At 67.4% G+C, this 15,929-nt stretch carries 13 protein-coding genes; 4 read left to right on the top strand and 9 right to left on the bottom strand.

Annotated elements, in window-relative coordinates:
- From JHC79_RS10110 to JHC79_RS10125, 4 genes are all read right to left on the bottom strand, one after another.
- Positions 1-1,100: ABC transporter transmembrane domain-containing protein (locus JHC79_RS10110; protein WP_296390237.1), on the bottom strand; the 1,100-nt coding region annotated here is incomplete at its 3' end.
- Complete coding sequence (cydB, locus tag JHC79_RS10115; protein WP_296390241.1) at positions 1,097-2,173, bottom strand: cytochrome d ubiquinol oxidase subunit II; 1,077 nt, start codon at positions 2,171-2,173, stop codon at positions 1,097-1,099. The genes JHC79_RS10110 and cydB, both read right to left, overlap by 4 nt.
- 17 nt (positions 2,174-2,190) lie before the next feature.
- Positions 2,191-3,693 carry a cytochrome ubiquinol oxidase subunit I gene (locus JHC79_RS10120; RefSeq protein WP_296390243.1) on the bottom strand — a complete coding sequence of 501 codons (1,503 nt, stop codon included), beginning with the start codon at positions 3,691-3,693 and terminating at the stop codon, positions 2,191-2,193.
- A 160-nt stretch (positions 3,694-3,853) separates the two neighbouring features.
- Positions 3,854-4,771 (bottom strand): aminodeoxychorismate lyase, encoded by a 918-nt coding sequence (locus JHC79_RS10125; RefSeq protein WP_296390245.1) that lies wholly within the window; start codon positions 4,769-4,771, stop codon positions 3,854-3,856.
- Between the two features lie 36 nt (positions 4,772-4,807).
- Between JHC79_RS10125 and JHC79_RS10130 the strand changes: the two genes are divergently transcribed.
- The 3 genes from JHC79_RS10130 (at position 4,808) to JHC79_RS10140 (ending at position 7,016) form a co-directional block, all read left to right on the top strand.
- Positions 4,808-6,001 carry a folate-binding protein gene (locus JHC79_RS10130; RefSeq protein ID WP_296390248.1) on the top strand — a complete coding sequence of 398 codons (1,194 nt, stop codon included), beginning with the start codon at positions 4,808-4,810 and terminating at the stop codon, positions 5,999-6,001.
- Positions 5,998-6,675, top strand: a complete 678-nt coding sequence (locus JHC79_RS10135) for an MOSC domain-containing protein (protein WP_296390249.1) — start codon at positions 5,998-6,000, stop codon at positions 6,673-6,675. The genes JHC79_RS10130 and JHC79_RS10135 overlap by 4 nt, the downstream gene beginning before the upstream one ends.
- Positions 6,676-6,836: 161 nt before the next feature.
- Complete coding sequence (locus JHC79_RS10140; RefSeq protein WP_188491518.1) at positions 6,837-7,016, top strand: DUF3073 domain-containing protein; 180 nt, start codon at positions 6,837-6,839, stop codon at positions 7,014-7,016.
- Between the two features lie 59 nt (positions 7,017-7,075).
- On the opposite strand, the gene purM is transcribed toward JHC79_RS10140, so the two are convergent.
- From purM to JHC79_RS10165, 5 genes are read right to left on the bottom strand one after another with little or no spacing between them, the layout of a single operon-like run.
- A complete protein-coding gene (gene purM, locus JHC79_RS10145; RefSeq protein ID WP_296390252.1) occupies positions 7,076-8,185 on the bottom strand; it encodes a phosphoribosylformylglycinamidine cyclo-ligase in 1,110 nt (369 codons plus the stop codon).
- Positions 8,186-8,188: 3 nt separating this feature from the next.
- Positions 8,189-9,886 (bottom strand): ABC transporter ATP-binding protein, encoded by a 1,698-nt coding sequence (locus tag JHC79_RS10150; protein WP_296390254.1) that lies wholly within the window; start codon positions 9,884-9,886, stop codon positions 8,189-8,191.
- Positions 9,883-10,866 carry an ABC transporter permease gene (locus JHC79_RS10155; protein ID WP_296390255.1) on the bottom strand — a complete coding sequence of 328 codons (984 nt, stop codon included), beginning with the start codon at positions 10,864-10,866 and terminating at the stop codon, positions 9,883-9,885. Before JHC79_RS10155 ends, JHC79_RS10150 begins: the two co-directional genes overlap by 4 nt.
- A 3-nt stretch (positions 10,867-10,869) precedes the next feature.
- Positions 10,870-11,997, bottom strand: coding sequence for an ABC transporter permease (locus JHC79_RS10160; protein WP_296390257.1), 1,128 nt, complete (start codon positions 11,995-11,997; stop codon positions 10,870-10,872).
- A 1-nt stretch (position 11,998) separates the two neighbouring features.
- A complete protein-coding gene (locus tag JHC79_RS10165; protein ID WP_296390259.1) occupies positions 11,999-13,663 on the bottom strand; it encodes an ABC transporter substrate-binding protein in 1,665 nt (554 codons plus the stop codon).
- Positions 13,664-13,918: 255 nt separating this feature from the next.
- Here JHC79_RS10165 and JHC79_RS10170 point away from each other — a divergent pair, with 255 nt between their 5' ends.
- Positions 13,919-15,913: an oligopeptide transporter, OPT family gene (locus tag JHC79_RS10170; RefSeq protein WP_296390263.1), complete on the top strand. Its 1,995-nt coding sequence runs from the start codon at positions 13,919-13,921 to the stop codon at positions 15,911-15,913.
- Positions 15,914-15,929: the final 16 nt, after the last annotated feature.

Raw genomic sequence — 15,929 nt, forward strand, 5'->3', positions numbered from 1 at the left:
AGGTTCACGAGCTCCACCCCCGCCGGTTGGGCACGTAACGACATCGGTTGGGCACTCGTCGTCCGCAGCTGCCCAACTGGGGCATTTACGTGCCCAACTGGCGTCGTTACGTGCCCAACTGGCGGGTCGAGGATGGCCAGAACATCGTCGGCGGCGGTGCGTCCGGCCTCGGAGTTGTGGAACTGCGTACCCACCGACCGCAGGGGCAGGTAGACCTCAGGGGCCAGGATCAGCGCGAGAATGCCGGAGTACAGAGTCATCTCGCCGTACACCAGTCGCAGCCCGATACCCACGGCCACGACGGCGACACACAGGGTCGCCAGCAGCTCGAGCACCGCACCGGACAGGAACGCGATCCGCAGCGCACCCATCGTCGAGCGTCGGTTGGCCTGCCCCAGCGCACCCACACGTTCGACTGGTTCGTCAGCGCGATGCAGAGCCCGCAGGGTGGGGATGCCGGCGACGAGGTCGAGCAACTGGGCGGCCTGCCGGTTCATGGCGTCGAGGCGAGCGCGGGTCCGTTCCCGGGTCATCAGACCGATCAACACCATGAACACGGGGATGAGCGGCAACGTCACGACGACGATCACCGCGGAGGTCAGGTCGGTGAACGCCATCACCACGATCACGGCCGGGGTGACGGTCACCGACAACACCAGCGACGGCACGAACGACGTCAGATACGGGCCCAACCCCTCCAGCCCCCGGGTCAGGACGGTCACCAGCTCGCCGCGCCTGTGCTGCAGGTCGCGGGGGCTGGTGCGCGCCGGATCGGTGAGTGCCCGCAGCGCCGCACCCCGCAGCTCCGCGACGACCGCCGCCGACGCACGATGCGCGTAGCGGTCGTGGCCCATGGTCGCGACCACCCGCACCACGAACGCAGCCGCCAGCATCCCCAGGTGCGCGCCCTGCGCGTCGAGTGACCGTGCCCCAGGATCGGCGACCAACTCCGAGAGGATCGCGGCGATGGCCACCGCGCCGACGACCACGGCCGCAGCCGTGACCACACCCATCGCGCTGGTGATCACGACGTAGCGACGCGCGCTCGGCGACCGCCGGAGCAGGCGGGGATCGATCGGCGGACGCGGTGACGTGCTCATCGCGACGGTTCCTCGACGGACGTCTCGCCGGACGCGCGCATCGACAGCCCGATCGACGTGGGGATGTCACGGGTGGAGATCCGTTGCCGGAACACCCAGTACGTCCACGCCTGATAGCCGACGACCACCGGGACCATCACGATCGACGCCCAGCTGATGACGGTGAGTGTGTAGTGGCTCGAGGTGGCGCCCGCGATGGTCAGGTCGAAGGCGGGATCGATGGTCGACGGGATCAACGCCTGCCACAGGGTGCCGAAGATGATGACCGCGACCGCCGCGATGGTCAGACTCGTGGCCACGAACGCGAGGACCTCGCGCCGTGCCGTCGTGGCGATCGCGGTGAGGACCGCGGCGACCGCAGCCACCGCGAGAGCGACTGCGGTGACTCCGGTTCCGTGCTCCGCCTGCGTCCACACACCGAACGCGACCACCACCACCGCGGCCGGCGTGGCCAACCGACGGGCGACGGTCATCGACGCGACCCTCATCTCGTCCGCGGTCTTCAGCGACAGGAACACCGCGCCGTGCGTCACGAACAGGATGGTCGTCGCAGCGCCACCGAGCAGGGCGTAGGGATGGACGAGATCGGCGATGCCGCCGACGAACTGGTGATCGGCATCGATGGGCAGCCCCCGCATGAGATTCGCGAACGCGACTCCCCACAGGAATGCAGGCAACCAGGACCCCAGCCCGATGCCGACGTCGCACCACCGGCGCCACCGCGGGTCGTCGATCTTGCCCCGCCACTCGATGGCCACCACCCGGGCGATCAGTCCGACGAGGATGAGCAGCAGCGGCAGGTACAGGGCACTGAACATCGTTGCGTACCAACCGGGAAACGCCGCGAACATCGCGCCGGCACCGGTGATGACCCAGACCTCGTTGCCGTCCCAGACCGGGCCGATGGTGTTGAGGAGGACGCGACGTCGCACATCCCCCTCCTCGGCGGATTCGCCGCGGCGGCGTCCGACGAACGGCATCAGCATGCCGACCCCGAAGTCGAACCCCTCGAGGAGGAAGTAGCCGGCGAACAGCACGGCCACCACCACGAACCAGATCTCCGGAAGACTCATCGGAACGGACCTCTCACCTAGTAGGCGAACGAAAGCTTCTCGGACGCGTCGTCCGCGCCGTCGCCGTCGGGTGGCGAGTCGTCGGTCGGCGGATGGGCGTCGTGGGCCAAGGGCCCCTCGACCGCGTACCGGCGGATCAGCGAGAACCAGATCACCGCCAGCACGCCGTAGACCAGCGTGAAGGTGATCAGCGAGACCAACACCGTCGCGCTCGAGTTGTTCGAGACACCCTGCTGCACGGTCAGGTGGATGTTCGGGTCGCCGGTGGGGTTGGGCACCACCATCCACGGCTGGCGCCCCATCTCGGTGAACACCCAGCCGGAACTGTTGGCCAGGAACGGGGTCGGGATGGCCACGATCGCCAGGCGTCCCAACCATCTCGAGTTCGGCACCCGACCCTTGCGGGTGAACCAGAGGCCCGCCAGCGCCAGCAGCGCGGAGCCGCCCGCCCATCCGATCATGGCGCGGAACGCCCAGTACGTGACGAACAGGTTCGGCCGGTAGTCGCCGGGGCCGACGGTCTCGTTGTAGAACTGTTGCATCTCGGCGACGCCGGGCAGCGTCGCATCGAAGGTGTTCGTGGCCAGGAACGACGTGAGGTTGGGCAGTTCGATCACCCGGGTGATCGAGTCACAGTTGTTGTGGGTGCCGATGGTGAGGACGGAGAACGCAGCGCCGGTCTCGGTGTGACACAGCGACTCCGCCGAGGCCATCTTCATCGGCTGTTGCTCGAACATCAACTTGCCCTGGACATCTCCGGTGATGGCGAGTGCGACACCGGAGACCACGATCACCCACAGCGCGAAGCGCGTCACCGGGCGATGGAGGGTGCGGGCATCGGTCCGCATCGTCGACGCCAGTTCGACGTCGGAGGTCCGCGCGGCCCGCCGCGAATTGCGCACCATCCACCAGATGCCGATCGCGGCCACAAAGGTTCCCGCGGTGAGAAACGACCCGGCGAGTGTGTGCGGGAACGCGGCCAGTGTCGTGTTGTTGGTCATCACGGCCCAGAAGTCGACGAGCTCGGCGCGTTTGGTCTCCGGGTTGAACCGCGCCCCCACCGGATGTTGCATCCACGAGTTGGCGGCGATGATGAAGTAGGCCGAGGCGTTGACGCCGATCGCGACGAGCCAGATACACGCCAGGTGAACCTTTTTGGGCAGCCGTGCCCACCCGAAAATCCACAGGCCGAGGAAGGTCGACTCGAGGAAGAACGCGACCAGGCCCTCGAGCGCCAGGGGCGCACCGAAGACGTCGCCGACGAAACGGCTGTACTCGCTCCAGTTCATCCCGAACTGGAACTCCTGCACGATGCCGGTGGCGACGCCGAGTGCGAAGTTGATGAGGAACAACTTCCCGAAGAACTTGGTGGCGCGGTACCACTGCTCGTTCCCGGTGACGGTCCACACGGTCTGCATCACCGCGACCATCGGCGCCAGACCGATCGTCAGCGGCACCAGGATGAAGTGGTAGACCGTCGTGATCCCGAATTGCCATCGCGAGATGTCGAGCGCGTTCATCACAGGACCTCACTGTCCGAGTGGTGCTACTACCGTTCGTAGTACTACCGCCGACCGTAGACCTGGGCAGCATGGATCGCCAGAGGTCAGAGGTGTCTCGTGCACCACAGAGAGGCGCACAGGATGAACGCGCAACGGTCGGCGACGCCGACCGAGGACATCAGTTGGCGATGGCCCGATCGACCAGCGAACCGAACTCGTCGGCCCGTGCCGGGACCGGCATCGTGTACCCGTTCAGCTCGGTCACCCGGGCGGCGAGGGTGATGCTGGAGAGCAGCCAGACCCCGTCCGCGGCAATGAGATCCGCGGTCCGCAGACGTCGGGCCTCGGTGATGAAGCCCTCCTTCTCGGCGAGCGCGAACAGGGCCTGCTGGGCCGTCCCGTGCAGGATGCCGTTCGTGGCCGGGGGCGTCAGCAGCGTCTCGCCCTTGAGCACGACGACCGTGGCACGGGGGCTCTCGAGCACATCGCCCTCACTGCTGGTGTAGATCACGTCGTCCACACCCTGGCCGGATGCGTATCGCAGCGCCGCCATGTTGGTCGCGTAGCTCAACGTCTTCGCACCGATGAGCTGCCACGGCGCGTCGGCGGCGTGATCGATCGAATAGCCGCGCGGGAGCGTGATGACCTTCACGCCCTCGGCACGGGACGTCGCGACCCGGGCCGGCACCGGACCGACGGTGAGGTACGCCGTCGCCTCGTTGGATTCGCGGGTGATGCCGGTCTCGGCGTGGTCGCGTTCGACGACTGCGCCGGCGGGCGCGCTCTCGCGGCCACGGGAGTAGACCAGCCGCATCATGCCTTCGGTCGACTTGCCGTTCTTGTCGGCCCATACCCGCTGACCGGTGTTGATCGCGGACCGCCAGGCGTCGACAGCGGGCTCGGGCAGATCCAGCGCCGCGGCGCTGCGGCCCAGCCGCTTGAGGTGCAGGCCCACGCATCGGGCGGTTCCCTCACGTACGAGAAGGGTCTCGAAAACTCCGTCGCCCCGCACCGCAGCGAGGTCGTCAGCGTGCAGAAAAGGCACGTCAGGGTCGAGAACGGCACCGTCGATGGTCACGAGGATCGGTTGCGACATGGGCGTCAGCCTAGCGGGTGCTCGTACGATGGATGAGTGACCGACTCGCTCGGCGGCCCCACCGCCAACCCCTCTCCCCTCCTCGTCGCGCAGCAGGGCGCCGGTGCCGTCGGCAGCCCCGACGAATCACCCGACGCCGGGGTCGCCTGGCACTTCGGAGATCCACTGGCGGAACAGCGTTCGGCCGAACGGTCCGCGGTGGTGATCGACCGCTCACACCGCGGGATCATCGAGATCAGCGGCGACGAACGGCTGAGCTGGTTGCACACGATCTCCAGTCAGTTCGTCAGCAACCTCGCCGACCGGGCGTCGGCCGAGAACCTCAGCCTCGACCTCAACGGTCGGGTGGAAGACCATTTCGTCGTCACCGACATCGACGAGCTCACCTTCCTCGACACCGAGCGCGAGCGCCTCGACCCGCTCCTGGGCTTCCTGCAGAAGATGGTGTTCTGGGCCAAGGCCGAGCCCGTCCTGCGTGACGACATGGCGATCCTGACGCTGCTCGGCCCCGACGCGATCACCGGACCGATCGCCGACCTGCTCGAGATCCCCGCCGACGCCGCGATCTATCAGGCCGGACGTTTCCCCGAGCAGCGCCACGACGACGAGCCGTCGGGCTTCTGGCGCATCATGCCGCCGTTCGGCGACCCCGACTCGATCGGCGTCCGGACGATGCCGCGCGTCGACGTGATGGTGCCCGCGACACAGCTGACCGAGTGGTGGCAGCGCCTCACCGACGCCGGCGCCAAGCCCGCGGGCATGTGGACCTACGAGGCTCTTCGGGTCGCGGCCGGGTTCCCGCGCCTGGGTCTCGACACCGACGATCGGACCATCCCGCACGAGGTCGAATGGATCGGCGGACCGGACGAGTTCGGCGCCGTGCACCTGGAGAAGGGGTGCTACCGCGGGCAGGAGACCGTCGCTCGCGTGCACAACCTGGGCAAACCGCCCCGGCGGCTGGTCCTGCTGCAGCTCGACGGCAGCGCCGACAGCCGACCGTCCACCGGCGACCCGGTCACCGCCGAGGGCCGTGCGATCGGCCGCGTCGGGACAGTCATCGACCACTACGAATACGGCCCGATCGCGCTGGCGCTGATCAAGCGGTCGGTCCCGGTCGACACCCCGCTCGTGGCCGGCGGTGCCGACGCCACCATCGACCCGACCTCCCTGCGGGCCGACGACCGCATCCAGGCCGGTCGCGCCGCGATCGAGGGATTGCGGTCGCGATGAGCGCTCCGTCCACCCATGGCGTCGTGCTGGCCGTGTGCGCAGCGCACGCACCGGTCCATCTCGAGCGCATCGGCGACAGCGGGATCGCCAAGTCCCCGATCACCGGCCCGGCGACGGTCTCGGCCGACGGGGTCGACGGCGATCTGATCTGTGACACCAAGCACCACGGCGGTGTGGACCAGGCCGTCTACGCCTACAGCGAAAGCGAGGCGCGCCGCTGGGCCGAGGAACTCGGACGCGACCTGCCTGCGGGCTGGTTCGGCGAGAACCTCCGGATCGACGGGATCGAGGTGACCGACGCGATCGTCGGCGAACGCTGGCGCATCGGCGACACCGTCGAGGTCGAGTGCACCATCCCCCGCACCCCGTGTCGCACGTTCGCCCAGTGGGCCGAGGAGACCCGGTGGGTCGCGCGTTTCGCGGAGCGTGCCGATACCGGCGCCTACCTGCGGGTTGTCGTCGGTGGACAGATCCAGGCAGGCGACGCGGTGACGGTGCTGTCGCAGCCGTCGCACGGCGTCCGGGTCCGCGAGTTGTTCGCGGGCGGCGCCGACATCGACGGACTCACCCACCTCCAGTCGGACGCCCGCTACAGCGGCAAGGTGGCACGCGAGGCCGGTCGGATGCTGCGCAAGCACGCCCGCGCCGCCGTCCGCCAGGAATCCGGGGCCTGATGCCCCGGCCGTTGCCGAATTGGTGCCCTGGCTCTGCCCGCGCCTGGTCCGCACAGCCCGTGCGGGCGCGCTAGACTGTTTCTCACGACAAGGTTTATAAACTCAGAATGGGGCCGCCAGTCTTGATTGGCCGCCCCGTCATTGTGCGAGGGGGTCCCCCTATGGGCCGCGGCAGAGCAAAAGCGAAGCAGACGAAGGTCGCTCGGGAGCTGAAGTACAGCTCTCCGAACATGGATCTCACGAGCCTGCAGCGAGAGCTGGCGAACGAACCAGAACGCCCCTCCGATCGCCCGGACCCCGCAGAGGCCTGGGCCGACGAAGACGAGTGGCGCCGAGCCTGATCTCGGCTGCATAGGCCGACCGATCCCCGATCGGTCGGCCTGTCGTCGTGCACACGACGTCAGAACCGCGGGTGTTCTCCGTTCAACGCCGCAGCGCCGGCCTGGTCCTTGCCGTCATGTGATTTCTTGATCGATCCCAACACCCAGCAGTCCAGGTGTCGTGCGGTCAGCACTGCGAGTGCCCGGTCGGTGTCCTCGGGGGCCACGATCGCGACCATCCCGACACCCATGTTGAAGGTGCGTTCCATCTCCATGCGTTCGACGCGGCCGCGCTGCGCGATCATGGCGAAAATAGGTGCCGGCGTCCACGTTCCGCGGTCGAGTTCGGCCGCGAGACCCGCGGGGATGACGCGTGCCAGATTCTCCGCGAGCCCGCCGCCGGTGACGTGCGAGAACGTCCGGACGTCGGTCTCCGCGGCCAGGGCCAGGCAGTCCTTGGCGTAGATACGGGTGGGTTCGAGCATCTCCTCGCCCAGCGTCCGCCCGAACTCCTCGACGTGCCCACCGAGGTCCATGTGACCCCACTCGAGCAGCACCTTGCGGGCCAGCGAGTAGCCGTTGGAGTGCAGACCCGACGATCCCATCGCGATCACCACGTCACCGGGACGGACGCGATCGGGCGAGAGCACCGAATCGGCCTCCACGACGCCGACGCCGGTCGCGGACAGGTCGTAGTCGGAGTTCTCCATGAGTCCGGGGTGCTCGGCCGTCTCGCCCCCGAGCAGAGCGCATCCGGCCTCGACGCAACCGTCGGCGATGCCCTTGACCAGCTCGGCGACGGTCTCCGGGATCACCTTGCCGACGGCGATGTAGTCCTGCAGGAACAGCGGCTCGGCACCGCACACGACCAGGTCGTCGACGACCATGGCGACGAGGTCGCGGCCCACGGTGTCGTGCTTGCCCATCGCCTGCGCGACCGCGAGCTTCGTCCCCACACCGTCGGTGGACGCCGCGAGCACGGGTTCACGGTAGGCACCCTTGAGTGCGAAGAGACCGGCGAAGCCGCCCAGACCACCGAGGACCTCGGGTCGGGATGCGCGCTTGGCGTGGGGTGCGAAGAGCTTGACGGCGCGATCGCCGGCGTCGATGTCGACCCCCGCCTCGGCGTAGGACGCCCCCCGCGGAGTGGATGTCGGCTCACCTGCGGGATCAGAGTCCTGTTGTGTCACGGGCTACACGGTACCGGAGCGCGCGACGACAGATCGCCCCTGCTCCCGCCTGCGGCGCTGCTCGATCGGGTCGGGCACCGGTACCGCCGCGAGCAGGGTTTTCGTGTAGTCGGCGGTCGGTGCGCGCAGGATCTTCTCGCTGGTGTCGAGCTCGGCCACGGCGCCGTCCTTCAACACCGCCACCCGCTGCGCCACCTGCTCGACCACCGCGAGGTCGTGGCTGATGAACAGCGCGCCGAAATCCCACTGTTGCTGCAGGTCGGCGAACAGGTCGAGGACCGAGGCCTGCACCGACACATCCAGAGCACTGGTCGGTTCGTCGGCGACGATGAGGTCGGGTCCCAGCCCGAGGGCGCGGGCCAGGTTCGCGCGTTGTCGCTGGCCACCCGACAGTTCGTGGGGGTAGCGCTTCTCGGAACCTGCGGGCAACCGCACCGAGTCGAGGAGTTCGCGGACCCGTGCCCCGATCGCCGCGGAATCGCCGAATCCGTGGACCACCAGCGGCTCGGCCACGCACTCGCCGATTGTCATCCGCGGATTCAGTGACGTGGCGGGGTCCTGGAAGACGAAGCCGAAGCGCTTGCGGATCGGCTTCATCTGGCGTCCGGACAACCCGGCGATGTCGGTGCCGAGGACGGTGACGCTGCCGCGCGTGGGCTTCTGCAGGCCCGCGACGCAGCGTCCGATGGTGGACTTACCCGAGCCCGACTCCCCCACCAGGCCGAGCGTCTCACCACGGGCGATGGAGAACGACACGTCGTCGACGGCACGGAACACCCCGCCGCCCAGTCCGGTCGGGAACTCGACGCTCAGGTGCGACACCTCGAGAACGACCTCGGCGTCGTCGGCGACGGCGGGCGTCGACGAGTCGGTACCGAGATGCGGCACGGCGGCGAGCAGGGTGCGGGTGTAGTCGTCCTTCGGGGAGGCGAAGAGTTCGGAGACGGTCGCCTGTTCGACGACCCGGCCCTCGTTCATGACCACGACGCGGTCGGCCATGTCGGCCACCACGCCCATGTTGTGGGTGATCAGCACGATCGCCGCGCCCAGACGGTCCTTCAGGTCCCGCAGCAGGTCCAGGATCTCGGCCTGCACGGTGACGTCGAGCGCGGTGGTCGGCTCGTCGGCGATTATCACGGTCGGATCGCAGGCGATGGCCATCGCGATGACGACGCGCTGCTTCTGCCCACCGGAGAGCTCGTGCGGGTAGTAGTCCACCCGCTTGTCCGGGTCGGGCAGCTGGACCATCGTCAGCAGGTCGACGGCACGGGCACGGGCCTGCTTGCGGGTGATCTTCTCCCCTGCCGGCGGGTGGGCGGTGATCGCCTCCGCCAGTTGCGATCCGACCGTGAACAGCGGGTCGAGCACGGCCCCGGGCTCCTGGAAGACCATCGCGATGTCCTTGCCGCGGATGGCCGTGAGCTCCTTGGCGCCCATGCTGGTGACCTCGCGATCACCGAGACGCACGCTGCCTCGGACCGTCGCGGTCTCCGGGAGCAACCCGATTGCGGTCCGCGAGCTCACCGACTTTCCCGAGCCGGATTCTCCGACGACGGCGAGGACCTCACCCGGGTCGACCGAGAAGCTGACCTCGCGGACCGCGTCGACGACGCCGGCGTCGGTGCGGAACGACACCGACAACCCCTCGATCGTCAGTGCAGCCGTGGTGGACGCGCTCTCGTCGGTGGTCGGGGTGGTCATGAATCCTCGGAATCGGTTGTGGGGGCGTCTTTCTTGCCACCGCGACGGGTACGCAGCAACGGGTTGGTCGCCTCGTTGATGCTCTCCCCGACCATGGTGAGCCCGAGAACGACGAACACGATGGCCAGACCGGGGAACACGCTGGTCCACCAGAGGCCGTTGGACACGTCGGGCAGTGCGCGGTTGAGGTCGTAGCCCCATTCGGAGGCGGCCGTGGGTTCGATGCCCAGGCCGAGGAACCCCAGGCCGGCCAACGTCAGGATCGCCTCCGAGCAGTTGAGCGTGAGGATGACCGGGAGCGTCGAGGTCACGTTGGGCAGGATGTGGCGGAACATGATCCGACCCGAACCGGCTCCGGTGACCCGCGCCGCGTCGACGAACGGCTCGGCCTTCACCGACACCGTCGCGTTGCGCACCAACCGGAAGTACTGCGGGATGAACACCACGGTGATCGAGATGGACGCGGCGAGGATGCCACCGAAGCCGCCACCGAGATGCGCACCCAGCGACGCGGACACGACGATCGCCAACAGCAGCGACGGGAAGCCGTACATCGCGTCCATGAACAGCACCAGCAGTCGGTCCACCCACCGGCCGATGTACCCCGACACCAGACCCAGAGCGACGCCGATGACGATCGAGAACGCCAGCGCCAGGACGATGACGATCAGCGCGGTCCGTGCGCCGTAGACGACGCGGGAGAACACGTCGAGCTGACCGACGGTGGTGCCGAACCAATGGTCGCCCGAAGGCGCCTGCAGGGACGCGAAATCCTTGCCGTCGGCGCTCTGTTGGCTGAATCCGTACGGCGCGATCAGCGGTGCGAAGATCGCGATGAGGACGAACACGGCCACGAGCGCGAGTCCGCCGATGAGTGTGCCGCGTTGCAGTCCGGACGTGGAGCGGATGAGTTCCGCACCGGGGAACGAACGTCGTTTCGGAGGTGCGACGTGCGGGACGTCGGCGAGGGATTCTGTCATGTCCTAGAACCTGATCCGTGGGTCGATCATCGCGACGACGGCGTCGATGACGAAGCTGATGAGCGCGATCACGACGGCGATGAAGGCGACGATCCCCTGCACGGCGATGTAGTCGCTGTCCTGGAGATATCGCGCGAGCTGATAGCCGAGCCCCTTCCATTCGAAGGTGGTCTCGGTGAGCACCGCACCGCCGAGCATCATCGCGATCTGCATACCGATGACAGTGACGACCGGGACCATCGAGTTGCGGAACGCGTGTCGCCCCACGACCTTCCGCTCGCTGAGCCCGCGTGCCCGTGCGGCCTCGACGTATCCCGACCGAAGGGTCTGCAGCAAGTTGACCCGGACGAGCCGCAGGAACACACCCGCGGTCATCAGTCCCAGCGCGAGCGCGGGCAGGATCGCGTGCTTGAGGACGTCCCAGATGTAGCCGGTGTCGCCGTAGAGCAACGCGTCGATGATGTAGATGTTGGTCTTCGGCGAGACGTTCTGGATGGCCAACTCGGTGGAGATGTCGGCCCGACCGTTCGACGGCAGCCAGCCCAGCTCCGCGGAGAAGATCAGCTTGAACACCATGCCGACGAAGAACACCGGCGCCGCGTAGAACAGGATGGCCATGATCCGGAGGGTGACGTCGGAGAACCGGTCCCGATGCGTCGCCGCGAAGCGGCCCAACGGGATCCCGACCAGGAACGCCACGAGCAGCGACCAGAACACCAATTCGAGTGTCGCCGCACCGTAGGTGACGATCACGGTCGAGATCTTCTCGCCGTCGACGCTGGCCCGACCGAGGTCACCGGTGCACAGACCCTTCAGGTAATCCCAGTACTGGACCAGGATCGGTCGGTCGAGGCCGGCCGCGCGGCGGCGTTCGGCGATCTGTTCCGGCGGCAGGATGCCGCCGAGTTTCGCCGAGATGGGGTCGCCGGCGATGCGCAGCACGAAGAACACGACGGTGACGAGGATCCAGATCGTCGGGACGATCAGCAGCAGGCGGACGCCGAGATACTTCGCCAGCGCGCCCTTGCGCGAGGCGAACAGGTCACCGCGTCGACCCCCGGGTGCGGGGGTCGACGTGGCGCCGTCTGTCTCGACATCGCTGCCCGCCACGGCGGCAAGCGATTCGGTCATGTCAGCTCTTCGACAGCAGGCCGTAGCGGAACGTGAACGACTTGTCCAAGGTGACGCCGTCGAGCGCCTTCACGCCGACAGCGACCTGCTTGCCCTGCAGCAGGGGCAGGGTGGTGACGAACTTGTCCGCCACCGTGTTCTGGATGTCGGCCAGGATCGCGGCGCGCTTGGTCGGATCCTGCTCGGTGCGTTCGGCGCTGAGCATCGAGGTGATCTGCGGATCCTCGAAGTGCGACTGCAGGAAGTTGTTCTTGTCGAGGAACGGCGTCAGGTAGTTGTCGGCGTCCGGGAAGTCCGGGAACCATCCGAGCTGGTAGGTCGGGTAGGTGTCCTGCACGCGGGCCTTGTTGTAGGTCTCCCAGTTGGCCGAGTTCAGCGTCACCCGGAACAGGCCGGTCGCCTCGAGCTGCGCCTTGACCTTCGCGTACTCGTCGGCCGAGTTCGAGCCGTAGTGATCGGGGTTGTACCAGAGGTTGATCGCCACCGGAGCCGTGACACCGGCCGCGGTGAGGTAGCCGCGGGCCTTGGCGGTGTCGGGCTTCTCGCCGTACATCTTGTAGGAGTCGACAGCGCCGGGCAGACCGCCGGCGACCATGCTGTACGCAGGTGAGTAGGTGTCCTGGTAGACGTCCTTCGCGATCGCCGCGCGGTCGACCGACGACGCGATCGCCTTGCGCACGGCCAACTTCTGCGCGGGTGTCGCGCCGGCCATGGTGTCGAAGTTGAACACGATGTAGCGCAGCTCGCCACCGGGGCCTTCGTGCACGGTCAGGTCGCTGTTCCCGCGGAGCGCGGTGATGTCGGTGGGCGTCAGCGACCGGTAGGCGACGTCGATCTGTTTCTGTTCGATGTCCAGCTTGAGGTTGGTCGGCTGCGCGTAGTACTTCACGCGAACCGTGTCGGTCTTGGGGGCACCGAGCAGGCCGATGTAGCCGTCGTTCTTCTTGTACTCCACCAGCTGGTTCTTCTGGTAGCTCGAGATGCGGTATTGCCCGGCGAAGGCGTTCGACTTCACGATGGCGTCGTCGTCGAGGATCTTGTCGGCGGGGAAGACCTTCTCGTCGACGATCGGCCCGACGTTGGTGCCCAGGAGCTGCGGGAACGTCTGATCGTTCGGCTCTTTGAGGGTGAAGTTCACCGTCGTGGCGTCCGGCGCGTCGGTCTTGTCCAGGTTGGCCAGCAGCGACGCGGGACCGTTGGGGTCGTTGATGCCGAGCATGCGGTCGAACGAGTACTTCACGCTGGTTGCGGTGAGCGGGTCACCGTTGGCGAATTTGAGACCGGACTTTAGGGTGCAGGTGTACACCGTCGGTTGGCTGAAGTCGCACTTCTCGGCGGCCGACGGGGTCAGTTCACCGGTGCCGGGCGCGAAGTCGAGCAGGAACGGGTAGACGTTGCGCATCACGGCGAGCGAGCCGTTGTCATAGGACGCGGCCGGGTCGAGGGCGTAGATCTGATCGGTGGTCCCCACGGTGACGACACCACCCGAATCGCCCGAGTCGGTGCGGCCCGAGCCGCAGGCCGACAGCACGAGCGAACCGGCCGCGAGGGTGATCACCGCGGCGGTCGCGGCACGTCCTCCTCGGCGATGTCGTCGGGTCCTGATGTTCTCCTCATGCGAATCCCACTCGGCTTGTGGCCCCGAATTCGTCTGTGACGCTGACATTCTCACCGTTTCCTGTTCCATCCGACCCCGTTCTGGGGTCTGCCATGCGCAATGGGAGTCGTCGAACCAGACCCCAGGGTGGCCGGTTCTCGGCCCGACGGGGGACGATACCGAGAGCGTGTTTCGCCCGAGTAAAAACGACCGGATTGGTCGGGACCTACCGAGCCGGGGCACGCGGATGCTCGTGTTGACACATTCCGTCGTCTGCGCGCCGCATACTCAGATCACGTCATGGTCGTCAACGAGGAGGGCTCGATGTCCGTTGTGAGCAGTACCCGGGGAAGCGCCGTGCGCGAGCTGACCCTGCGCGGCGTCGTGCTCGGCGGACTCATCACCCTGATCTTCACTGCCGCCAACGTCTACCTCGGCCTCAAGGTCGGGCTGACCTTCGCGACTTCCATTCCGGCCGCGGTGATCTCGATGAGTGTGCTGCGCTACTTCGCGAACCACTCGCTGGTCGAGAACAACATCGTCCAGACCATCGCATCGGCCGCGGGAACGCTCTCGGCGATCATCTTCGTGCTGCCCGGTCTGATCATCGTCGGGTACTGGAGCGGCTTCCCGTATTGGGTCACCGCGGCGGTGTGTGCCACCGGCGGCATCCTGGGTGTCGCGTTCTCCATCCCGTTGCGCCGCGCGCTGGTGACCGGGACCGACCTGCCGTTCCCCGAGGGGGTGGCCGGGGCCGAGGTGCTCAAGGTCGGCACGTCGGACTCGGCGCAGGCCGCTGCCGACAACAAGACCGGTCTGCGGATGTTGTCGGTGGCCGCCGTGGTCGCAGCGGGCTTCTCGCTGGTGTCGTCGTTGAAGGTGATCAGCAACGCGGTGTCGACCTCGTTCAAGGTCGGCTCCGGCGGCACCATGATCGGCGGGAGTCTGTCGATGGCACTCATCGGCGTCGGGCACCTGGTGGGCCTCACCGTTGCGATCGCGATGGTGGTGGGCCTGGTCATCTCGTACGGCATCCTGTTGCCAATCCTCACGTCGGGCAAGGTCTCCGGGTCCGAGGCACTCGCCGACACGGTCTCGTCGACCTTCTCCTCCGACGTCCGGTTCATCGGCGCGGGCGCGATCGCGGTCGCCGCGGTGTGGACGCTGGTCACCATAATCCGGCCGATCGTCACCGGCATCATCGAGTCGGCTCGCTCGGCACGGCTGCGTCGCGGCGGCACCGAGGTCGACGTCGTCGAGCGCGACATCCCGATCCAGATCGTCGCCGGCGTCGCGGTGTTCATGCTCATCCCCATCGGCTTCCTGCTGTGGGACTTCACGAGCGACACCGCGCTGAACGGCGGTGCGGCCGGGATCATCACCGTCAGCCTGGTCTACCTGCTCGTCTTCGGCCTGGTCATCGCCGCCGTCTGCGGTTACATGGCCGGACTCATCGGCTCCTCGAACAGCCCACTGTCCGGTGTCGGCATCCTGGTTGCGATCAGCGCCGCCCTGCTGATCAGGGTGACGTTCGGCGACTCCGGCGATTCGCAGACCACCGCACTCATCGCGTACACGCTGTTCACCACTGCCGTGGTGTTCGGTGTCGCGACCATCTCCAACGACAACCTGCAGGACCTCAAGACCGGCCAGCTCGTCGGCTCGACGCCGTGGAAGCAGCAGGTGGCGTTGGTGATCGGTGTGCTGTTCGGCTCTGCTGTCATCCCGCCGATCCTGCAGCTGATGCAGACGGCGTTCGGTTTCGCCGGCGCGCCGGGAGCGGGCGACGATGCGCTCGCCGCACCACAGGCCTCGCTGATCTCCTCACTCGTCAGCGGCGTGTTCGGCGATTCGCTGGACTGGAACCTGATCGGACTCGGCGCCCTGATCGGCCTGGCCGTGATCGCCATCGACGAGACGATGAGTCGCACAACTCGGTTCCGGCTGCCACCGCTCGCCGTGGGACTCGGCATGTACCTGCCGATCTCGCTCACGCTGGTCATCCCGATCGGCGCGGTGCTCGGGTTCTTCTACAACCGGTGGGCCGATCGGAACGCGACGAATGTCGAGCGCACCAAACGTCTCGGCGTGCTGCTCGCGTGTGGACTCATCGTGGGCGAGAGCCTGTTCGGTGTGGTGTTCGCCGGCATCGTCGCGGCATCCGGCGACGACGACCCGCTGCGGATCGTGGGCGAAGGTTTCGACAACTGGGCCCAGATCCTCGGGATCCTGGCCTTCGTCCTCGTGGTGGGCTGGCTCTACAAGCGCACCCAGAAAGTGTCGGAAACGGTGGCCGCGAAGCCGGACGCCACGATCTGATCGATCGTGGTGGCGG

It is taken from the genome of Williamsia sp., assembly GCF_016462415.1.
Taxonomy (GTDB): domain Bacteria; phylum Actinomycetota; class Actinomycetes; order Mycobacteriales; family Mycobacteriaceae; genus Williamsia_A.